We start from the raw sequence: 21,235 nt of genomic DNA, 5'->3' as shown, positions 1-21,235 counted from the left end.
CACGATGAATAAACTACCGTGAGATACATCCAGCGTACTCATCGAGAGGCTTCTTGAATTAGCTTCCTGAGATGAGGATGATGGACAATTGCTAACTGTATGTAGGTTGAAATATTATGATGGCTCAGTAGCTCAGTCGGTAGAGCAATGGACTGAAAATCCATGTGTCGGCGGTTCGATTCCGTCCTGAGCCACCATTTTTATAACAAATATGTTATAATTCAATTTAATGAACTTTCATGCATTAATATATATAACTTGGAGGGGTAGCGAAGTGGCTAAACGCGGCGGACTGTAAATCCGCTCCTTCGGGTTCGGCGGTTCGAATCCGTCCCCCTCCACCAACGTTTTTTCGACGCAAGGAGAAAATAACGTTCCGCTATTTTTAAGAAGCGTAGCGCAGTAAAATAGCTTTCCTTGAATTTTGCATCACCAAAAGCAATAAATCATATATTCTATATATAGGGGTATAGTTTAAAGGTAGAACGAAGGTCTCCAAAACCTTTGGTGTGGGTTCGATTCCTACTACCCCTGCCAATTTTATTATGGCGGTCGTGGCGAAGTGGTTAACGCATCGGATTGTGGCTCCGACACTCGTGGGTTCGATTCCCATCGATCGCCCCATTTATTTATAATCTTCTTCAATGGGCTATAGCCAAGTGGTAAGGCAACGGACTTTGACTCCGTCATTCGTAGGTTCGAATCCTGCTAGCCCAGCCATTTGCGGAAGTAGTTCAGTGGTAGAACACCACCTTGCCAAGGTGGGGGTCGCGGGTTCGAATCCCGTCTTCCGCTCCAAAAAATAACGGCGGCATAGCCAAGTGGTAAGGCCAAGGTCTGCAAAACCTTTATTCACCGGTTCGAATCCGGTTGCCGCCTCCATTCATATAAAATTAAGATGCTAGTATTTAAGCTAGCCGGGGTGGCGGAACTGGCAGACGCACAGGACTTAAAATCCTGCGGTAGGTGACTACCGTACCGGTTCGATTCCGGTCCTCGGCACCATTTAAACCAATACATACGATATTTAAAGATTTAGCCTGATGGTTAAGTCTTTTTTTGATCTTTCAAAATAGTATTGTAAAATTCATAGTTCTCTGTTAAATTTTAATGCTATAGTCAGCCATTTTTTTAGAGAGAAGTGAGTTCAATGATGATAGAGAAAATATATAGGGATTTGCCTACAATAGAAACAGAGCGATTACTTTTGAGAAAAATAACATCTGCAGATACAGCTGCTATGTTTTCATATGCAAGTAATGAAGAAGTTGCTAAGTATGTGACTTGGGATGTGCATAAGAGTATATCTGATACGGAAAAGTTTATTAATTTTGTACTGAATCAGTACGAGAATGAGAAAATAGCTCCTTGGGGGATTGAAGATAAAGAGAGTGGTTCTTTTATCGGCACGATTGATTATGTGTCATGGAATACTGCTCATCTTAGTGCGGAAATTGGCTATGTAATTGCTCCAGAGTATTGGGGTAAAGGAATCACAACAGAAGCAGCAAGAGCTATCATAAAATTTGGCTTTGAAGAAATGGAGCTCGTGCGTATTCAAGCAAGATGCTTAGTTGAGAATATAGCCTCCCAAAGAGTAATGGAGAAGGCAGGTATGACTTTTGAAGGAACGCAACGAAAATATATGTTTATAAAGGGGCAACATCGAGATTTGAAAATGTATGCGATTTTAAAAGAAGAGTTTGATTTGTGTTATTAATGGGGAAATAGGTGATGAAGTGAGTTACCAGGACAATGATTTAATAATTAGACCAATAATAGATGATGACTTAAGTAGATTGTGGGAGCTTATATATAAAGAGGATTCTCCCGAGTGGAAAAAATGGGATGCCCCATACTATGAGCACAAAAATATTTCATATGAAGAATTTTTACGTCAAAAGGATGATTACGTCGCAAATGAACGACGCTGGGCAATTGAAGTAAATGATACCGTAATTGGGACTGTCGGTTATTACTGGGAGCATAAACCTTCTCGTTGGCTTGAAATGGGAATTGTCATTTATGACCCGAATTACTGGAATGGTGGCTATGGAAAAAGAGTAATCAAGCTTTGGATTAATCATTTATTTAATACGTTGCCATTGGTCCGTATAGGTTACACGACTTGGTCTGGAAACATAAGAATGATTAAGGTTGGGGAAAATCTCGGCATGAAAGAAGAAGCAAGAATTAGGAAGGTACGATATTACAACGGTGAATACTATGATTCCATTCGTATGGGGATGCTTCGTGAAGAATGGGAAGAAAACGATTTATTCCATCAGTAAAATAGACATCGAATTGGTTTGACAAAGTATTATTATCGTGGTATGATATTTTTTGTCTTGAGATAATGTTAGCTATCTTTTGACGATTAGAATATGCCGGTGTGGCGGAATTGGCAGACGCGCACGACTCAAAATCGTGTTCCTTCTGGAGTGTCGGTTCGACCCCGACCACCGGTATCATATCATTATCAGAAACCATTAAAGTCAATGCTTTGAGTTAATCAGAGTATTGGCTTTTTTGTATTTTCCCCGCTAAAGTAAAAAGCTAATCGTGTGGACAACAAGAAACGATTAATAAGTACCTTTAAGACCAATGTATCTTAAAGGAGCGGATTAAAATGGCAAAAGTAAAGGTAATGAAAAGAGCAGAATTAGAAAAGACTCCCCAGGAACTATTCGAGGATTTTCAGCTCGAAAACAAAGTAAAAAATTTATCAGAAATGACAATACGTTTTTATGAACAAAATTTAGTACACTTCCTTAGATTTATGAATGAAATAGGCATTGATTTTATAAGAGAGATTGAAAAGAAACACATCGATAAATTTATTTTATGGCTTAAAAAGAAGGGCTTAAAAGCCACTACCATTAACACATATATGAGAGCTGCTAGAGCATTTCTCTACTTTGCAATGAGAGAAAATTATCTAATTCAATTTGAAATAAACCTTATAAAAGCGGATAAGGAGCAAAAAGAGCCATATTCAGAGGAAGAAATAAAGAAGCTAATTAAAAAGCCTAATATAAGGGAATGTGGCTTTGTAGAACATAGAAATTGGGTTCTGGTTAATTATCTATTGGAAACAGGCAATAGACTTAATACAGTTCTTAATTTAATGGTTGAAGATATTGATCTTGATAATGGAATGGTTATATTGACCACCACAAAAAATAGGAAAGCACAGTATAATCCTATAAGTGAGCATTTAATTAAAATCCTTACAGAGTACATTAGAATGTACAGGTTAAAAAAAGATGAATATTTGTTCATGAACGAGTTAGGAGAGCAAATGACAAGGAACTCTATGCAGCATGCCATATCCCGCTATAACAAGAAAAGAGGAGTAGCGAAAACCTCCATTCATGCTTTTAGACATACCTTCGCTAAGCACTATATAACGAGCGGGGGAGACGCTTTTAAGCTTCAAAGATTATTGGGGCATAGTACATTAGCTGTTACTTTGAACTATGTAAATCTGTATTCAGAGGATTTAAAAGAGGGTTTTGACAAGCATAGTATTTTAGCCAATTACACAGAAAACAAACGTATGAAAAGGGGTAGAAAATAATCCTTTAGCACGCTAAAGAAAAAAGCCCGAAAATCCCATATTATATGTGCTAGGGTGCGTAAATCATTTTTCGTTCGGATATTGTGTTTCATTTGAATTACCCCCTACCCCTAAATACAACGTTATTCCCTCCTTATTCCTGATTATGTTCTTCCTCATAATTGGAAATTGGAGTTTACATAAATAAGTAAGTTAATATGGTTTGACATCCATATATTTTACTTACTCTTATTGCCCCCGCCCATGAGCAGTATAGGGGGCGATAGAACGTTATAAACGTTATATGTTTTAGAATATTATTGTTTGTAGTCCTTTATATTCCGGCCCCAAACGGTTATGAGGGTATTGTACTCATAACTAATAGATTCAGTCAGGCTTTAACTAGTACAGCTAGACATAATCAAAGAATTGATTGTAATACACTCTCTAAGGGGTTCTAAGTGGGTGTATTTGCATTTTTAATAAAAGGTAATAGGAATAATAGCTAGAATAAAATGCAAACGTATGTTCTTGATTTATAGGACTTATAGTAGCAGGTCTATTTCAGTTTATTTTCCGCAATTCTCATAACCTCTGTTATAGGAACAAAATATAAAAAGTGCAAAGTTTCCGCTTGCAGATCGTAAATATATATTACAAGGGTATTATGAAACCTCCATAGCATAATATCTCTTACTTCAAGAAGTTTGTTATATAGGAACGGAAAAAAGATAACTTCCTCTATCTTTAACCGTTTCACAACTCCTTTATTTTCTTAATTCTTCACTAGTACAAGGTATTGAATATATGGTTAGTATTCTACAATTGTACGGAAAAGAGGGAGGGGGCTTAACTTCCATTCTGTCCCCTTCTAACGTGTAATTTTATATCATAAGGAGGGTTTAAACATGAGTATGATATTTACTACTCTACATAAAGAAGTAACACCAAAGGTTATGTATGACTCGGAGGATTATGAGGGGCTAATCATTTATAAGTGTAAAGAGAAATCAATCATTAACAGGAATAGCGAGCAATTATACATAGACTTAATATCCTTTGCTCATGAGATTTCATTAACAGAAAAGGAATTATTAGACATTATGAGTTATAACGCTGGCATTAAAAGTTATTTGTCATATTATCGAGATGAAAATTTGAGGGTGATTAGATTGTTGGAAATTCGAGGACTTGAGGACTTATCCAAACTTTTAAGAAGTGTAGAAATTGATAAAAAAAATCTAAAAGATACAAAGAGAAAAATTAATGAAATGGTTGAAAAAATTGAAGAAAAAGAGGGGAAGCAACATGGAAAAAACTAAAAATACAAGTGTTTACCTAACAGATACTGAAATCAAATATTTAGCATTAATGAGTGTTATAAGCGGTCTCAATAAGTCGGAGTATGTTCGTTCTTTGTTGGAGGACGATATGTTAGTAAATTCAGAAATCGTAAAGCAGTTTGAGAAAATCTTATACTAAAGTGCAAAGAAATCGCCTTAAAATAGTAAATATATACATAAGACAACTAAATATAAGGGTGATTCCATTATCGATCAACTAGCTTCATTATTGTCGTGAAGTTAGTTACACGTTTAAAGTGGTGCTAAGAAGTTTTTTGAAGCTGAGGGTTTTCGCCACGAACCAAATATTGTCCGAAAGGGCATTTGGTAAACCCCAAGGTAAGCTGAGCCGATGCAGAAAATCAGCAGTTACTGTATGAGTAATATCGGATATAGGTCGCCATGCCATATTCTTGCAATATTACTTGAATGTTCAGTGATGTGATGAGTTTAACGCATTCTCATGTAAATAAAAAACGTGCGGGGTGGAGGTATCCTTAGTATTTTACTAAGTACTACTAATGATGTTATTATCGTCAAGGCTCAAATAAGACGATTCTTTTAATAAGTTTTCATTGGTATTTGAGTATATAGGGGATAGTATATCTTAAATAAAAAATCTCTTTTCATAATCAAAGTTCTTGAACTTTGAATCTTGCTTGCAAGATTATATAAGATAAATACCTAACATAATCAAGATAATATCCTGTTTATGAAAATCAATTAACATATATAGGAATCACTAAAGTGATTAATCATCTAATCCCCGACAATGAGCAAAGGAATTAATTGAAATCGGGGAAAAGATGATTATATAAAAGAAATTATTAAAAGTATTGATTATGATAAATATTACATGAGCAAATAATATAGCAGGTTAGTGAAAAAATAGACAGAATGCTGTTCCGTTTGGAATGAATTTATATCCAAATATTACAAATATGGTTTATAATAAAATTAACCCATATAGAAATGAGGATATTTAATGCCCCATATGCCAGCCGTTTGTAATACATGCGGAACTATCTTTAATTCAGGTATATTTGTTGAAAACTCAAGTGTTACACTTTCAGGAAACAAATCAGGCCCTTGTCCAAGTTGTGGTGGTTGGGGACATATTCCTGACGGAGTATTTAATTTTATAGGTAATGCAATTGAAGTTTTAAGTGCTCCAGAAAGAACCGTTAAGGAATTACAAAGGTTTTCTGAAATTCTCCAATTAGCACAAAAACATGAAACAACACTTGAACAAATTGAAGAAGAAATCCAAGAAGAAACACCTCAATTAATTTCCATATTAGACCTATTACCAAGAAACCGAGAAGAATTGCGGGCAGACTTAGGTATTTTTATTACCTGTCTTATAATGATAATACAAATATTTTTACCATCTTTACTTGAAGAAGAACCCACTCCAAAAATCGAAGTAAATCAAGTAATTAACCATATTTACGAAAGCACTGAAATAAACAATACTAATCTAATAAATGGTCAAACAACCATCCCTACAAATAATCAAACTATAAAAAATGCACCAATTAGGGTTGAAAAAATCGGAAGAAATGAACTTTGCCCATGTGGAAGTGGAAAAAAATATAAATACTGCCATCTTCAATTGCAAACACAATAAAGGAAGAAGTTAGTAATAAAGAACTTTTTAATTTTTATAAGCGGGGAAAATATAAAAGAATTGACTTTCTCTGCTCATGGAAATTATTATACTAAATAAGGTATTTAATTAATCGTGTGGACAAAATAAGGACAAGCATTGATTAGCTTTCTTGAAAATGTTGATATACCAGCGGTGTGGCGGAATTGGCAGACGCGCACGACTCAAAATCGTGTTCCTTCTGGAGTGTCGGTTCGACCCCGACCACCGGTATCGAAAAAAACTGAAAAATCAATAGGTTCAAGGGTTTAGGAGAATATCCTAAGCCCTTTTTCTTTTGCACCGAATACACGATTTGATTGGGCAAAATCGTGTGCGTAAGGCTGAAAGAGTGAAGAAATGTAAGAGTCAAAATGAAAAAAGTAGCAAGGGTTAGTCTAAGTAATTAAGCGTCTTAAGCCAGGAAATTAAGCGTTTCTTCATGCAGATCTACTGAATGAGACAGTACCAAAAAAACATTTGAACAGCAGTAAATAATAGTATGTTCCATAGTAACTGTTTGGATAATGCTGTCAGGGAAAATTTCTTTAGCTGATTTAGTCCGAACTCCTTTATCTAGAGGAAATTGATAGTAGTGCTATATTGTTTTAATTGTTTATTACAAAATAAAAGTGTAGAACTTTACTTGGAATAGTAGGCATCCTGTTAGAGACTTCGTGTCAAGATGCTAAGTTATGTATTTACAATTGTAATTGTATGTAATTTTTGATAAGACTGGTAAACTCATGTGCACTTAGATTAAATGGGATGTACAGATGTATTCAAGCTCCATTTCTATCTTCGTTATTTACAATTTTTGCCTCTGAGAGGATGGATTTAATTCTAATGACTTAGGTTATTTTCCTAAAAATTATAATAGTATAATAAGTTATAATTTTCAAAAAAATAAATTGACAAAAGCAACTAAGTAGGATTAAGATAAAAACAAGTTGTTACTAGCAACTAAATTAGTAGTTAGGTAAAGGGTTGAAGTTGATGGAAAATCAAATACAAAAAATTAAGAGATTTAATCGTTTTTATCTTAATGTTGTTGGTTTGTATACACAATATACGGATGGAAGTCCATATTCAATGTCTGAAGCAATGATATTATTTGAAATTAACGAACAAGATAAATGTACAGCTTCTGAATTATCAGAGTTCTTTGAATTTGATAAGGGTTACGTTAGTAGAATCATTAACAAACTTAATAATAGAGGACTTATCAGGAGAGTTTCTTCCGAAAATGATAAGAGAAAGAAATATCTACATATAACAAACGAAGGGGAAAATGTTCTTAAAGAACTTTCTAATAAGGCTAGTGATAATGTGAGGAGGATGATTGAGAAAGTAAATAATGATGAATTAGATTCTCTCATCAAATCTATGGAAGATATAGAAAGAATTTTATCACTTACCAAAGGGGGAAAAAGCAATGTTTAAAAAAAATGTGATTTTTGCATTTCTTTTAGTACTTGTAATGTTTTTAGCAGCATGTACAGAAGGAACGAATGTAGATGAAAACTCAGGTAACTCATCATTTCCTAGCTCTGATGATGGGGATGCAAAAGGCCCGCTTATCATTGGATTTGAGGCAGATGCAATTACTTTAATTGCCAACCATGATGTAAATTATACGACAGATACATTAATTCGAAATATTTATGACCCACTTATTGACCGTTCTGGAGAATCAGGTGATTTCGTTCCTGTACTGGCAGAAGAATGGAAAAATGTTGACGAAAAGACATGGTATTTAAAGTTGAAAGAAGGAATAAAATTCCATAATGGTGCAGATTTTAATGCAAATTCCGTAAAGTACAGCATTGATTATATCTTAAATGAAGAGAATGGATCGTTTTACCGTTCAAGATGGGCAAATGTTGAAGAAGTTGTTGTCCTCTCAGATTATGAAGTTGAAATCCGTACAGCGGTACCTTTCCCTAGTATGATTCAACGTATTGCAGAAGATTTATTAATTATAGAACCTGGTTATGTAGAAGAAGTAGGACTTGATCAAGCATCGCGTGAACCTATTGGTACAGGAGCTTATACAGTTGTTGAATGGTCAAGAGATAATCATTTGAAGCTAAAAGCCTTTGATGGTTATTGGCAAGGAAAGCCTGAGATTGAAGAAGTAGAGTTTAGAATTATTCCAGAATTTAGCGCTAGAATGTCTGCATTTATGAGTGGAGAAATTCATTTATTTAAGAATATTCCAGTTGACTCCGTTGCGCAATTTGATAAGAGTGAAATAGGTGAAGTATCTTCTTCCCGTATAAATTATTTAGCACTCTCAAATTTAGTTGATGGTCCATTAAAAGATGTTAAGGTAAGACAAGCAATTAACTATGCGATCGATGCAGATGAACTACTTGAAACAGTTCTAAATGGCTATGGTACAAGAATTACTGGTCCACTTTCTCAAATAAATTCAGATTATACTGAAACTAAAGACTACGGGTATGATCCAGAACTTGCGGTTCAGTTGATTAAAGAAGCGGGATATAGTCCAGAACAAATAACGTTAACACTTGATACACCAAGTAGTCGTTATCCAATGGATTCTCATGTAGCTCAAGCCATTGCTTCACAGTTACAAAAGATAGGTATAACTGTAAATGTTCGAGTGAACGAATGGGGTAATCATTTAGAGAAGATTCAAAAGAGAGATACTGGAGATATGTTTATTCTAGGATGGGGCCCTGCTTTTGATGGGCAGTCAACTATTGAAAATCTTTTCACGAAAGAGGCTCCATATAGCAGTTTCTATCATGAGGAAATTGAAGAGAAAATCATGAAAACTAACCAACAGTTTGACCAAGATGAACGAAAAAAGGGTTATGCAGAAATCCAGCAGGATTTAGTCGATCAAGCAGCATGGGTTCCTTTATGGCAACAGGCGGACCTTTACGCTATTAGTAGTTCTTTGAAATTCTCACCTCGTGTAGACGAGAAGATAAATGCATTTGAAATGTCTTGGAAATAGATTGATAGATTTCAAGATATAATCAGAGAAGAGAGGTCTTCACCTCTCTTCTTTTATTCAAGGCATAAGGGAGGATAGCATATGTTAGATTTTATAGTAAAGAGGATACTGCAAGTTATTCTAGTGGTTTTTCTCGCCCTTACAGTTGTTTTCTTCTTGATACGCCTATCTGGAGATCCAACAACTCTTTTCTTACCTCCTGATGCACCTAAGGAGCAGATTGAAGAATACCGTGATTTACTAGGGTTTAATCGACCGTTGTATGTCCAATATGGAGAGTTTATGTTTAGCGCAGTTCAAGGTGATTTTGGAGAGTCATTAAGAAGTGGTGAAGATGCACTTGAGCTTGTTTTACAAAGAATGCCTGCAACTTTCCAGTTAGCTCTTTCAGCATTGATTCTTTCATTGTTTATAGCTATTCCTTTAGGTGTACTTTCCGCATATAAACGAAATACACTTTTTGATAGAGCAAGTGTGGGTATTACTGTCATCGGCCAGGCTATTCCGAACTTCTGGTTTGGTTTGATTTTGATTTTTATCTTTGCTGCTCAGCTAAAAATGTTACCTTCGAGTGGAGGTGGCTCTGTTGCACATATGGTCCTTCCGGTCATTACATTAGCACTATACAGTATTTCACGATTCGTCCGTTTTACAAGGTCAGCAATGCTGGATGTATTGAGTAAGGACTATATCCGAACCTCTAAAGCAGCTGGTGCACCCACATCAAGTTTAATCATGAAATACGCTCTAAAAAACTCGTTAATTCCAATTATCACGTTAATTGCGCTTGATCTTGGGGTCTTACTAGGAGGAGCAGTAATAACTGAGGCAGTCTTTTCATGGCCTGGTGTAGGAAGATTGCTGTACCAGTCATTAATGAATCGTGACTTTCCAATTGTATTGGCAGGAGTCTTTATTATTGCCATTATTTATGCCGTCATTAATTTTATTGCTGACATTTTATATGCGTATGTTAACCCTCAAATTCGAGTGAAGTAGGTGAGGATGTGGAAACGAGTACTATTACAAAAAATAATAATCAAATAGAGATGAATTATACGAAAAAATCAAAGGCAAGAGATATGTTCCGAAAGCTTACAAGGAGTTGGACAGGGATGCTCGGTTTCTGTCTGATTATCCTCGTAGTATTGCTAAGTTTTTTTGGGGAGTGGATTGCTCCTTATAATCCGATGGATGCTCAATTTAGAGATAAATTACTACCTCCTTTGACTGATGGTCATATATTAGGTACGGATCAGTTAGGTAGAGATATATTATCGCGCATAATTGTAGGGACAAGAGTCTCTGTTATCATCGGTGTATCAACGGCATTATTAGCGGGGATTATTGGTACAGTTATTGGTTTAATTGCTGGCTATTTTAGGGGCTGGATTGATGTAGTTCTCATGAGAATTGTTGACGTACAATTAAGCTTCCCATTCATATTGTTAGTACTGGTTATTAATGCGGTTTTGGGTGCGGGACTTACAAATATCGTTATCTCCTTAGCGTTAGCAGGGTGGGTCATTTTCGCAAGGGTGATTCGAAGTGAAGTATTAGCTTTAAGAGAAAAGGAATTTATCACTGCTGCTATTGCAACAGGAGTACCTAAGCTGGAGATATTGGTTAAACATATCTTACCCAATATATTTACTCCAATTATCATTTTGGCCTCTTTACAAATTGGAACCTATATTATCGCTGAGGCTTCAGTAAGTTTCTTAGGTTTTGGAGTTCAGCCACCGACACCGGCTTGGGGGAACATGTTAGATGAAGGGAAGGATTATATTTTTAGTTCATGGTGGCTAATTACTTTCCCTGGTATTGCTATTATCTTAACAACACTAGGAGTCAATCTGTTCGGTGACTGGCTGAGAGATACACTCGACCCAGAACTTAAAGGTGAATGATCGGAGGGGAAAAAGATGTCTGAAATACTTCTTGAAATCAAAGACCTGGGAATCCAGTTTAATACAGGGGAAGGGACTGTCCAACCGATTCGGGGAGTGAATTTTTCTTTAAGAAAAGGGGAAACCCTAGGTATTGTTGGCGAGTCTGGTAGCGGAAAAAGTGTAACCTCACTTGCTGTCATGGGACTTCTACCGGAGAAAAAAAGTAAGATTGTTTCGGGAAGAATCCATTTTAACAATCAGGATATTACACATCTTAGTGAGCGGCAGTATAGAAAACTTCGAGGGAATGAAATGTCTATGATATTCCAGGAACCAATGACATCTCTTAACCCTGTGTTTACAATTGGTGAACAGTTAAGCGAACCACTAAAGCAACATAAAAAAATGTCAAAAAAAGATAGAAGAGAAGCAATAATAAATGTGTTAAAGCAAGTGGGAATCCCAAGAGCAGAACAGATTATAAATGAATACCCACATCAATTATCTGGTGGAATGAGACAGCGTGTCATGATTTCCTTGGCTTTATTATGTGAACCAAAGCTGCTGATTTGTGATGAACCCACAACCGCATTAGATGTTACCATCCAAGCACAAATACTAGAGCTTATGAAAAAAATTAAAGAAGAGCAGAATATGAGTTTACTATTTATTACACATGACTTGGGTGTAGTGGCAGAAATGTGTGATCGTGTGGTCGTCATGTATGCTGGAGAAATTGTTGAAGGTGCTGAGATCAACGAATTATTTGATAGCCCTCTGCATCCTTATACGAAAGGTCTTATTGATTCTCTGCCGACTAACAATGCTAGAAAGAGTACCCTTTACTCCATAAAAGGACAAGTACCACGTCCAGAGGAAATTGGAAAAGGTTGCTCCTTTGCTAATCGTTGTCCATATGCGTTACAAAAATGTACTGAGGAAGCGCCGCCAGCTTTTACAAAAGGAGATCATTTGAGTAAATGCTGGTTACAAGAGTCTGAAAGGCAGGTGATTATCCAATGACAGAAACGACTCTACTTGAAGTGAAAAACCTAAAAAAATACTACGAAGTTTCTCGTGGACTATTTAAACCAAATTTGGTAGTTAAGGCAGTAGATGATATTAGTTTTACCATAAAAAAAGGGGAAACCTTCGCACTAGTAGGTGAGTCTGGATGTGGAAAATCTACTACAGGAAGGACTCTTTTAAGATTAACTGAGGCAACATCCGGTGAAGTTCGTTATAAAGGTAAGGACATCATGTCCTTACCCTATGAAAAGATGAGGTCATTAAGAAGAGAAATACAAATGGTATTTCAGGATCCATATGCCTCCTTAAATCCAAAGATGACAATTAGGCAAATCTTAATGGAGCCATTACGAGTCCATAAAAAATATAGTCCTGATGAACGTTTGAAAAAAATAATTGAAATATTAGAAATAGTGGGTCTCTCTGAGGCACATCTAGATAGACACCCTAACGAGTTTTCAGGAGGACAACGCCAGCGTATTGGAATAGCCAGAGCTGTTATATTGAATCCTGACTTTATTGTGGCGGACGAACCTGTGTCTGCCTTAGATGTTTCCGTTCAGTCCCAAGTAATTAATTTAATGCTAGAGCTTCAAAGGGAATTTGGGTTAACCTATTTATTTATTTCGCACGATTTAAGTGTCGTAGAACACATGACGGACAGAGTTGCTGTAATGTATCTTGGGAAAATCGTGGAACTGGCAAATACAGAGGAGTTATTTAGAAATCCGATGCATCCTTATACACAGGCTTTAATTTCAGCTGTTCCTGTTTCTCACCCAAAAGAAGTCAAGGACCGAATTGTGCTATCAGGGGATGTTCCGAACCCTGCTAATCCACCCTCTGGGTGTACGTTCCATACAAGATGCCCTTTTGCAATGGAAAAGTGTAAGTCGCAAGTTCCGACCCTAACAGAAGTGGCTGATGGCCATGTAACAAGCTGCCATTTATATATAGAAAACAAGGAGGAAACAACAAATGCTCTTATCCATTCCTAAGTATGAATTTAAAGAAAGACAGCAGAAGTTCATCAAGACTTACAAGGAAAAAGGTTGTGAAGCGACGGTTCTTTTTTCCGTCACAGACATCTTCTATTTAACAGGCTTTCATTTTCACCCTACTGAAAGACCGATTGGGATTCTAATCGATCCTGAAGATAAAGTTCATTTATTCGTACCTTCATTAGAGCATGAGCATGCAGAAGAGTACAGTGTTGTCGATTATGTTCATTCCTATCCAGAATACCCTGGAATTAAGCACCCGATGGAATACTTCAAGGAGCTCCTTAAGGAATACGGTTTTGAAAATAAACAAATCGGATATGACTCCTTAGGCTATGGTTCCCCTCAAGGTTATCGAGGACCTTCTATTGATAAACTAATTGAAGCTAAACAATATATATCTTTACATGGAGTAGTCCAAGAAATGAGATATATTAAGAGTCCAAATGAAATTGAATTAATTAAAGAATCATGCCGCTGGGGCAATTTAGTTCATCGTTTACTGCAAAAATATACGAAAAGCGGTTTAAGTGAAATTGAGATTACGAGCAAAGCATCCACTGAGGCAACAAAGGCAATGATTGATACGTTAGGACCAGATTATAAACCACATGGCAGCACAGCATACGCTGTTTTTCGCGGTCAGGTAGGTCCAGAATCAGCTTTCCCGCATGCGGTTACGCAAAATATCGTCTTGAAAAAAGGGGATACGCTTGTAACGGGCGCTGCCTCTAGTGTCTTCGGATATACAAGTGAGCTAGAGCGAGTCATGTTTGTCGAAGAATACTCCAAGGAACAAGAGAAATATTTTAACCATATGTACGAGGCACAGGAAGTGGCGTTTAAGGCTATTAGACCTGGGAGAAAGTACTCGGATGTGGAAAGTGATGTTCAAGCATACTTTAAGGAAAATAACCTGACAGAACTAACAAGACACCATACAGGGCACAACATTGGATTGCTTGGTCATGAAGCACCATTCTTTGACTTAGGTGATCATACTATCATTAAACCTGGAATGGTCGTGACCGTGGAACCAGGAATTTACGTAAAAGGGTTAGGTGGTTTCAGACACTCTGATACGGTTCTCGTAACGGAAGATGGCATAGAAATGCTGACCTATTATCCTAGAGATTTGCAATCCCTAATCTGCTATTAATATTACAGTTCGGAAGAGCACTTGATTAAGTTCAGGTGCTCTTTAACAGAAACTATATTAGATGTTTCATAATAAACTAGTGAGTATTTGAATTAATTGCTTACAAAAAATAGTTGAGGTGATAAGAATGAAATTGTTTATTTCGGCTGATATTGAAGGAATAGCTGGAGTGAGTACGATACAACAACTTGTAAATAATGGGGAATATCAACGTTTTAGGAAGTTAATGACAGATGAAGTCAGTGGAGCTGTTCGTGGTGCTTTTAATGCTGGAGCATCAGAAGTGGTTGTGGCAGATGGCCATGGTAATATGTCAAACATCATAATCGAAGAATTAGACCCTCGTGCTAGGCTAGTTTCAGGTAATAATCGAGTAATGTGCCAACTAGAGGGGCTTGATGAAACATTTGACGGCATCATTTTTATTGGCCATCACGGAAGAGAGAGTGCGTCAAAAGCTGTCATATCACATACTCTTGCTGGTGTATGTGTGAAGGAAATGAAGATTAACGGGAAAATTGTGGGAGAAACTGAAATGAATGCTATGGTTGCAGGCGCATTTGGTGTCCCTGCGATATTTATTAGTGGTGACGACTTATATGTATCAGAGGTAAAAGAATCATTGCCAGAGGTAAAAAGTGTTGTGACAAAAATTGCTAGGGATCGACTAGCTGCTGAGCTAATTCATCCTAAACTAGTTAATGAACGAATTGAGGAAGAGGTAAGTAAAGCCGTTCAAAATATTTCATCGTTTAAACCACTTGATACAAAAAATTTGGAAACAACCTTTGAAATCGAATTTAAAGGACCACAGCAGGCAAGTATGACATCTACTCTTCCTACAGTGGAACTTATTTCACCGACAAGTATTAAATTCACATGTGAAGACATGGTAACGGCGTATAAACATATGTGGGGATGCGTTATCATTGCCATGGCAGCAACAAATGGAGTTCTTGGTCATGCCAACAAATAAAGGCTCTTTTCGCAATCATTGTTGCTGTTGAATGATAATTTGGTGAAGAAAATCTAATTTTACATTTAATAAATCCATAAGGAGTTTAGCGAAAAGTGCCATGCAAAACGAATGCGAGCTTTTGAACCCCAATGGAGGTGTAAATGTCCAGATTTTTTTCAAAGAAAAAAATGGGATATTTACGAAAAAACAACAATTATTGCGATAACAGCGTAAATAATTATAGAAAGTAGCGAAGAAAAATGATATTAAAAAATTTCTTTCTATCTTTGTCTCAAAACCAACGTCTTAACCAGATGGCACAAAACTACGGACTAGCGTTGGGAGCGAAGAATGTTGTAGCCGGCACAACGATTGATGAAATGATTGCTCATGTAAAAATATTGAACAAAAATGGACTTGCAGTAACGATTGATCGATTAGGTGAATTTGTTACTGAAAAGAAAGTAGCTCTTGCTTTTAAAGATGAGATTCTTGAAGTCCTTGAAGCTATTCATATCCATCAATTGAATGCACATATTTCAGTGAAGTTGACACAACTTGGTTTAGATATTGACAAAAATTTTTGCTTAGAAAACATGAGAGAAATTGCTAGTTTAGCAAACAACTATAGTATCTTCATTAATATGGATATGGAAGATTACTCTAGCGTGCAATCGACTTTTGAAATTTTGGATGAACTTAAGAAAGAATATAATAATGTGGGAACTGTCATTCAAGCATATCTACATAGAGCTGAAGATGATGTTGAACAGTATAAGAATACAAGAATGCGCATAGTAAAAGGTGCATACAAAGAGACAGAAAATGTTGCCATACAAGATAAAGTGGCTATTGACCGCAACTATATAAATCTAATTGAGCATCATGTATTACATGGTACTTTTACTTCAATTGCTACCCACGATCACCGCATTATTAATGAAGTTATAAGGTTTACCAACAAACATCATATTCCAAAAGAAAATTATGAATTCCAGATGCTTTACGGCTTTCGAAAAGATTATCAGCTAGAGCTGGTAAGGCAAGGCTATAATGTGTGTACGTATGTACCGTTTGGTACTGATTGGTATGGCTATTTTATGAGGAGACTAGCAGAACGTCCACAGAATATTAATCTTGTAGTTAAAAAGGTGCTGAATAAAAAAACGAAGGTTACGCTTGGTGTCGCTGGTGGGCTAATTGTTCTTAATCAGTTAAGAAAGAAAAGGGGAGTATCTAAATGAGTAGTGATGACCCTATCATTCAAAAGCTAATGGAAAACTATGATGAAAGCTATAATCAACATGGAGTGAACGGTAAACGTCTTGCCTATCGCCTTAATGAAATTGCAAAAATAGGTTTGTCAGATCAAAATGGTTCAGATCGTCCTGGGTTTTCACGGGGTGAATTGGCAGCTAAAAAGCTTATTTCCAAGTGGATGAAGGAAGCAGGACTAGATGTTTATCAGGATGGAGCAGGTAACATAATTGGGAGATTAGTTGGAAGCGATTCGACATTACCTTCAATTATGTCAGGATCTCATGTGGATAGTGTGCCAAACGGAGGTCATTTTGATGGTCCTCTTGGAGTATTAGCTTCTTTAGAAATAGTAGAAGCATGGAATGCTACTGGCTACCATCCTAAAAAAAGCTATGAAGTTGTAATTTTCTCGGATGAAGAAGGTGCAAGGTTTAATGGTGGATTGCTTGGCAGCCAAGCGTTAGTCGGAGATTACGATATTGAGAAGCTAAAAAAGCTAATTTCTACTGATTCGCTTACATTTGAAGAAGTATTAACCGAAATTGGATTATCCATAGACTCATATCAGAAATCACTACGAGATTTTTCTAATGTAGAATTGTTTATAGAAGTTCATATTGAACAGGGGAAACGTCTAGAACGAGCAGGTTTGCCATGCGGTATTGTGAGTGGTATTGCTGGACCTTGCTGGTTAGAGGTTAGATTTAAAGGAAAAGCTGGTCATGCTGGTAACACACCGATGAATGATAGGAATGATGCTTTAGTGGCGGCAAGCGAGTTTATTACAACGGTAAGTAGGCTGCCTGGTACGATTAATGATACAGCTGTTGCGACTATAGGAAAGATGAATATATCTCCAAATGGAGTAAACGTTATCCCAGGTGAAGTAAGACTATTTGTAGATATTCGAGACATATATGAAGAAACCAGAAATAAGCTCGTAAATAATATTATTTACGAGGCGGAAAGTATCGCAAACATTCACCAAATGGAAGTGTCCTATAAGAAAACGATGGATATCCCTCCAGTACCAATTAAGGAAGAAAATCAACTGTTATTGGAAGAAGTTTTAAAGGAACAAGGGATTGTCCCGATTCGCATTCCAAGTGGTGCTGGACATGATGCCATGATTATTGGAAAAAAAACAGATATCGCTATGCTATTTGTTAAAAGTATTAATGGAGTAAGCCACAACCCTTTAGAATGGTCTGAATTAAACGATTGCGTGCAAAGTGTACACGTCCTAAAAAGATTCATTGAAAAACTTAATCAATTAACGAGAAAGTAAGAGGGAGCATGAATATGTTTGATAGATTATTTTCAAAATTAGAGAGTTATTATGATGAGATGATCGAAATCCGAAGATACTTACACCAACATCCTGAACTATCTTTTCAAGAAGAAAATACGGCACGATATATTAAAAGTTTCTATGAAAATCTTGGGGTAGAGGTTAAAGGAGATGTTGGAGGTAATGGAGTCGTTGCAAAAATTCACGGTGGTAGACCTGGAAAAACGATCGCCCTCCGTGCTGATTTTGATGCCTTGGCTATCCAAGAAGAAAATGAAGTTTCATACAAATCCCTAAACCCAGGCGTCATGCATGCTTGTGGACATGACGGTCACACTGCTTCATTATTAATTCTTGCTAAAGCCTTAAATGAACTAAAAGAAGAACTTGAAGGTACATACGTAATGATTCATCAGCATGCTGAGGAATATGCTCCTGGTGGAGCAATTGCTATGATTGAGGATGGCTGTCTAGAAGGTGTGGACGTTATTTTTGGGACTCATTTGTGGGCCAGTGAACCAACTGGAAAAATTCAGTACCGCAAAGGACCTATCATGGCTGCGGCAGATCGCTTTGAAATTAATATTCAAGGTCAAGGCGGACATGGTGCACAGCCACATAATACCAAGGATGCTGTCGTTATTGCATCTCAGCTCGTCCTCAATCTTCAACAAATCGTTAGTAGGAAAGTAAACCCAGTAGATTCTGCAGTATTATCTGTAGGCTCTTTTGTTGCAGAAAATGCATTTAATGTTATTGCGGATAAGGCTAGGCTCATTGGCACCGTAAGGACTTTCAATGAAGAAGTTCGTACACTTATTGAAAAAGAAATAGAAAGAGTCATAAAAGGAACGTGCATTACAGCTGATTGTGAATATCAATATAAATTTAATCGTGGCTATCCTGCAGTAGTGAATCATGAAGCTGAGACAGAATTTTTAGTTGAAGTCGCTCAAGGCATATCTAGTGTCAACTCACTTGAAGAATCTGAACTTCAAATGGGTGGAGAGGATTTTGCTTACTATCTACAGCATGTAAAAGGAACTTTCTTCTTTACAGGTGCAAAGCCTGCAGGAGTATCTGTAGCTTACCCTCATCATCATCCTAAATTTGATATTGATGAAAAAGCAATGCTCGTGGCTGCACAAACATTAGGTAAGGCTGCACTACTTTATATGTAACTAGAAAAAGTTATCGTAGTGTATAGGGAATCTGCTCGGAGAGACTGGCCAATGCTTAGATATTTAAGAGAAATCTTCTCATCAAAAATCCTAGCGTTGTGCTTTAGTTTGTCAGTTGGACAAGTAGTTAGGAAACCGGCTCTAATACTTGTTAACAAATATTGATAATGGATAAATATACAGAAGGACAGGAGGATTTAAATATGGTACAGCCATATAAGCATGAGCCATTTACAGATTTTTCAGTAGAAAAGGAACGTGAAGGCTATTTAACAGCTTTAAAGACAGTTGAAGGATACTTAGGGAAAGATTATGACCTTGTCATTGGTGGAGAGCGTATTACTACTGAGGAGAAGATTGTTTCTATTAATCCAGCAAATAAGACTGAGGTAATCGGACGTGTTTCAAAGGCGAATAAAGAGCTTGCTGAACAAGCCATGCAAGCTGCAGTAAAGGCTTTTAAAACGTGGAAAAAAGCGAAGCCTGAGATGCGTGCAGATGTGTTATTTAAAGCAGCTGCCATCATTCGTCGTCGTAAGCATGAGTTCTCTGCTCTTTTAACAAAAGAAGCTGGGAAGCCATGGAGAGAAGCAGATGCTGATACAGCAGAAGCGATTGATTTCTTAGAATTTTATGCTCGTCAAATGTTAAAGCTAAAAGACGGTGTACCCGTACAAAGCCGTCCTAATGAATATAACCGTTATGATTACATTCCACTGGGTGTAGGTGTGATTATTTCACCTTGGAATTTCCCATTAGCGATTATGGCTGGTACAACAGTAGCTGCCATCGTTTCTGGAAATACCGTACTATTAAAACCAGCTTCCACAACACCAATTGTTGCGGCTAAGTTTGTTGAAGTGATGGAAGAAGCAGGATTACCTGCAGGTGTTCTTAACTTCGTTCCAGGAAGCGGAGCAGAAGTTGGAGATTATTTAGTAGACCATAAGGATACTCGTTTCATCAGCTTCACAGGTTCTCGCGATGTCGGTCTCAGAATCTATGAAAGAGCATCAAAATTAAACGAAGGCCAAATTTGGCTGAAGCGTGTGATTGCCGAGATGGGTGGAAAAGATACGATGGTCGTGGACAAGGAAGCTGATTTAGAGCTTGCGGCCCAATCCATCGTTGCTTCTGCTTTCGGTTTCTCTGGGCAAAAATGTTCTGCTTGCTCTCGTGCAGTAGTGGTTGAGGATGTGTACGATCAAGTATTGAACCGTGTTGTAGAGTTAACGAATCAATTAACTCAAGGAAACCCAGTCGATCAAAACAACTATATGGGACCAGTTATCGACCAAGCGGCTTTTGATAAAATCATGAGCTATGTGGAAATCGGCAAGGAAGAAGGAAGTCTTGTGGCAGGAGGAGAAGGAGACAACTCAACTGGTTTCTTCGTTAAGCCAACTGTGATCGCTGATCTTTCCCCTACAGCAAGATTGATGCAAGAAGAAATTTTTGGACCAGTTGTTGGTTTCACAAAGGCCAAAGACTTTGCTGAAGCATTAGAAATCGCCAACAACACAGAGTATGGTTTAACAGGTGCGGTTATCACAACTAACCGTGAACATATGGAGCAAGCTCGTGAAGACTTCCATGTTGGAAACCTATATTTCAACCGTGGCTGTACAGGTGCAATCGTTGGATACCAACCATTTGGTGGCTTTAATATGTCGGGTACAGACTCTAAAGCAGGTGGCCCAGACTACTTATTGCTTCATCTGCAAGCTAAGACTACATCTGAAATGTACTAAGACACTCTTTTCACCCAGCATATACAGTTTTTGCTGTCAACCATAAAAAATAAATACTTTGACGTTATTCGAACCTGATCTCTGGTAAAAAAGTTTCTCACAAAATTGTGAGGAACTTTTTTATTTGTCTTTCACACCATTAAATACACGCAAATCCATAATTTCCTTGTTAAC

General features: G+C 37.0%; 17 protein-coding genes and 10 tRNA genes. All 27 read left to right on the top strand.

From position 1 onward, the window contains the following. The first annotated feature begins 121 nt into the window (after positions 1–121). The 27 genes from AA0X71_RS19145 (at position 122) to pruA (ending at position 21,061) form a co-directional block, all read left to right on the top strand. Positions 122–197: transfer RNA gene (locus AA0X71_RS19145), tRNA-Phe, on the top strand. A 63-nt stretch (positions 198–260) separates the two neighbouring features. Next, positions 261–344: transfer RNA gene (locus AA0X71_RS19140), tRNA-Tyr, on the top strand. A gap of 119 nt (positions 345–463) precedes the next feature. Beyond that, positions 464–537: transfer RNA gene (locus AA0X71_RS19135), tRNA-Trp, on the top strand. An 11-nt stretch (positions 538–548) separates the two neighbouring features. Continuing rightward, positions 549–624: transfer RNA gene (locus AA0X71_RS19130), tRNA-His, on the top strand. A 21-nt stretch (positions 625–645) separates the two neighbouring features. After that, a tRNA-Gln gene (locus AA0X71_RS19125) sits at positions 646–720 on the top strand. Between the two features lie 3 nt (positions 721–723). Then, positions 724–798, top strand: a tRNA-Gly gene (locus AA0X71_RS19120). Positions 799–807: 9 nt separating this feature from the next. Then, positions 808–882, top strand: a tRNA-Cys gene (locus AA0X71_RS19115). A gap of 34 nt (positions 883–916) precedes the next feature. Continuing rightward, a tRNA-Leu gene (locus AA0X71_RS19110) sits at positions 917–1,005 on the top strand. A gap of 145 nt (positions 1,006–1,150) precedes the next feature. Next, on the top strand, positions 1,151–1,720 hold the full coding sequence (locus AA0X71_RS19105) for a GNAT family N-acetyltransferase (protein WP_413356883.1): 570 nt from the start codon (positions 1,151–1,153) through the stop codon (positions 1,718–1,720). 19 nt (positions 1,721–1,739) lie between these two features. Then, entirely contained in the window at positions 1,740–2,291 is a 552-nt protein-coding gene (locus tag AA0X71_RS19100) for a GNAT family N-acetyltransferase (RefSeq protein WP_413356882.1), read from the top strand. 95 nt (positions 2,292–2,386) lie between these two features. Beyond that, a tRNA-Leu gene (locus AA0X71_RS19095) sits at positions 2,387–2,468 on the top strand. A 161-nt stretch (positions 2,469–2,629) separates the two neighbouring features. Next, on the top strand, positions 2,630–3,580 hold the full coding sequence (locus AA0X71_RS19090; protein WP_413356881.1) for a tyrosine-type recombinase/integrase: 951 nt from the start codon (positions 2,630–2,632) through the stop codon (positions 3,578–3,580). Positions 3,581–4,467: 887 nt separating this feature from the next. Further along, positions 4,468–4,881, top strand: coding sequence for a hypothetical protein (locus AA0X71_RS19085; RefSeq protein ID WP_413356880.1), 414 nt, complete (start codon positions 4,468–4,470; stop codon positions 4,879–4,881). A 1,006-nt stretch (positions 4,882–5,887) separates the two neighbouring features. Next, entirely contained in the window at positions 5,888–6,532 is a 645-nt protein-coding gene (locus tag AA0X71_RS19080; RefSeq protein WP_413356879.1) for an SEC-C metal-binding domain-containing protein, read from the top strand. Positions 6,533–6,702: 170 nt separating this feature from the next. After that, a tRNA-Leu gene (locus tag AA0X71_RS19075) sits at positions 6,703–6,784 on the top strand. A 762-nt stretch (positions 6,785–7,546) separates the two neighbouring features. Continuing rightward, positions 7,547–7,993, top strand: coding sequence for a MarR family winged helix-turn-helix transcriptional regulator (locus tag AA0X71_RS19070; RefSeq protein WP_413356878.1), 447 nt, complete (start codon positions 7,547–7,549; stop codon positions 7,991–7,993). Continuing rightward, positions 7,986–9,539: an ABC transporter substrate-binding protein gene (locus AA0X71_RS19065; RefSeq protein ID WP_413356877.1), complete on the top strand. Its 1,554-nt coding sequence runs from the start codon at positions 7,986–7,988 to the stop codon at positions 9,537–9,539. Before AA0X71_RS19070 ends, AA0X71_RS19065 begins: the two co-directional genes overlap by 8 nt. Positions 9,540–9,620: 81 nt before the next feature. Further along, positions 9,621–10,538 (top strand): ABC transporter permease, encoded by a 918-nt coding sequence (locus tag AA0X71_RS19060; protein ID WP_413356876.1) that lies wholly within the window; start codon positions 9,621–9,623, stop codon positions 10,536–10,538. A gap of 8 nt (positions 10,539–10,546) precedes the next feature. After that, on the top strand, positions 10,547–11,449 hold the full coding sequence (locus AA0X71_RS19055; RefSeq protein WP_413356875.1) for an ABC transporter permease: 903 nt from the start codon (positions 10,547–10,549) through the stop codon (positions 11,447–11,449). A 15-nt stretch (positions 11,450–11,464) separates the two neighbouring features. Continuing rightward, complete coding sequence (locus AA0X71_RS19050; protein WP_413356874.1) at positions 11,465–12,454, top strand: ABC transporter ATP-binding protein; 990 nt, start codon at positions 11,465–11,467, stop codon at positions 12,452–12,454. Further along, positions 12,451–13,458, top strand: coding sequence for an ABC transporter ATP-binding protein (locus AA0X71_RS19045; protein WP_413356873.1), 1,008 nt, complete (start codon positions 12,451–12,453; stop codon positions 13,456–13,458). Before AA0X71_RS19050 ends, AA0X71_RS19045 begins: the two co-directional genes overlap by 4 nt. Next, the gene (locus AA0X71_RS19040; protein ID WP_413356872.1) at positions 13,439–14,620 is read left to right on the top strand and encodes a M24 family metallopeptidase; all 1,182 of its coding nucleotides are present in this window, start codon (positions 13,439–13,441) and stop codon (positions 14,618–14,620) included. The genes AA0X71_RS19045 and AA0X71_RS19040 overlap by 20 nt, the downstream gene beginning before the upstream one ends. A gap of 127 nt (positions 14,621–14,747) precedes the next feature. Next, on the top strand, positions 14,748–15,596 hold the full coding sequence (locus tag AA0X71_RS19035) for a M55 family metallopeptidase (protein WP_413356871.1): 849 nt from the start codon (positions 14,748–14,750) through the stop codon (positions 15,594–15,596). Positions 15,597–15,838: 242 nt separating this feature from the next. Continuing rightward, positions 15,839–16,822 carry a proline dehydrogenase family protein gene (locus tag AA0X71_RS19030; RefSeq protein WP_413356870.1) on the top strand — a complete coding sequence of 328 codons (984 nt, stop codon included), beginning with the start codon at positions 15,839–15,841 and terminating at the stop codon, positions 16,820–16,822. Next, on the top strand, positions 16,819–18,126 hold the full coding sequence (locus tag AA0X71_RS19025; protein ID WP_413356869.1) for a M20 family metallo-hydrolase: 1,308 nt from the start codon (positions 16,819–16,821) through the stop codon (positions 18,124–18,126). The genes AA0X71_RS19030 and AA0X71_RS19025 overlap by 4 nt, the downstream gene beginning before the upstream one ends. A 14-nt stretch (positions 18,127–18,140) precedes the next feature. Further along, positions 18,141–19,310: a M20 family metallopeptidase gene (locus AA0X71_RS19020; RefSeq protein WP_413356868.1), complete on the top strand. Its 1,170-nt coding sequence runs from the start codon at positions 18,141–18,143 to the stop codon at positions 19,308–19,310. A gap of 203 nt (positions 19,311–19,513) precedes the next feature. After that, positions 19,514–21,061, top strand: coding sequence for an L-glutamate gamma-semialdehyde dehydrogenase (pruA, locus tag AA0X71_RS19015; protein WP_413356867.1), 1,548 nt, complete (start codon positions 19,514–19,516; stop codon positions 21,059–21,061). The last annotated feature ends 174 nt before the right edge of the window (positions 21,062–21,235 follow it).

The sequence above is a fragment of the Robertmurraya phoenicis genome (assembly GCF_047302285.1).
Taxonomy (GTDB): domain Bacteria; phylum Bacillota; class Bacilli; order Bacillales; family Cytobacillaceae; genus Robertmurraya.
The sequence above is the reverse complement of the archived record's forward strand: the minus strand, read 5'-3'. Positions and strand labels throughout refer to the sequence as shown.

Excerpts from the sequence above, each read along its gene's own strand:
- AA0X71_RS19105 (WP_413356883.1), top strand. The coding sequence starts at position 1,151 with ATGATGATAGAGAAAATATATAGGGATTTGCCTACAATAGAAACAGAG.
- AA0X71_RS19090 (WP_413356881.1), top strand. The coding sequence starts at position 2,630 with ATGGCAAAAGTAAAGGTAATGAAAAGAGCAGAATTAGAAAAGACTCCC.
- AA0X71_RS19085 (WP_413356880.1), top strand. The coding sequence starts at position 4,468 with ATGAGTATGATATTTACTACTCTACATAAAGAAGTAACACCAAAGGTT.
- AA0X71_RS19080 (WP_413356879.1), top strand. The coding sequence starts at position 5,888 with ATGCCCCATATGCCAGCCGTTTGTAATACATGCGGAACTATCTTTAAT.
- AA0X71_RS19070 (WP_413356878.1), top strand. The coding sequence starts at position 7,547 with ATGGAAAATCAAATACAAAAAATTAAGAGATTTAATCGTTTTTATCTT.
- AA0X71_RS19065 (WP_413356877.1), top strand. The coding sequence starts at position 7,986 with ATGTTTAAAAAAAATGTGATTTTTGCATTTCTTTTAGTACTTGTAATG.
- AA0X71_RS19060 (WP_413356876.1), top strand. The coding sequence starts at position 9,621 with ATGTTAGATTTTATAGTAAAGAGGATACTGCAAGTTATTCTAGTGGTT.
- AA0X71_RS19050 (WP_413356874.1), top strand. The coding sequence starts at position 11,465 with ATGTCTGAAATACTTCTTGAAATCAAAGACCTGGGAATCCAGTTTAAT.
- AA0X71_RS19045 (WP_413356873.1), top strand. The coding sequence starts at position 12,451 with ATGACAGAAACGACTCTACTTGAAGTGAAAAACCTAAAAAAATACTAC.
- AA0X71_RS19040 (WP_413356872.1), top strand. The coding sequence starts at position 13,439 with ATGCTCTTATCCATTCCTAAGTATGAATTTAAAGAAAGACAGCAGAAG.
- AA0X71_RS19035 (WP_413356871.1), top strand. The coding sequence starts at position 14,748 with ATGAAATTGTTTATTTCGGCTGATATTGAAGGAATAGCTGGAGTGAGT.
- AA0X71_RS19030 (WP_413356870.1), top strand. The coding sequence starts at position 15,839 with ATGATATTAAAAAATTTCTTTCTATCTTTGTCTCAAAACCAACGTCTT.
- AA0X71_RS19025 (WP_413356869.1), top strand. The coding sequence starts at position 16,819 with ATGAGTAGTGATGACCCTATCATTCAAAAGCTAATGGAAAACTATGAT.
- AA0X71_RS19020 (WP_413356868.1), top strand. The coding sequence starts at position 18,141 with ATGTTTGATAGATTATTTTCAAAATTAGAGAGTTATTATGATGAGATG.
- pruA (WP_413356867.1), top strand. The coding sequence starts at position 19,514 with ATGGTACAGCCATATAAGCATGAGCCATTTACAGATTTTTCAGTAGAA.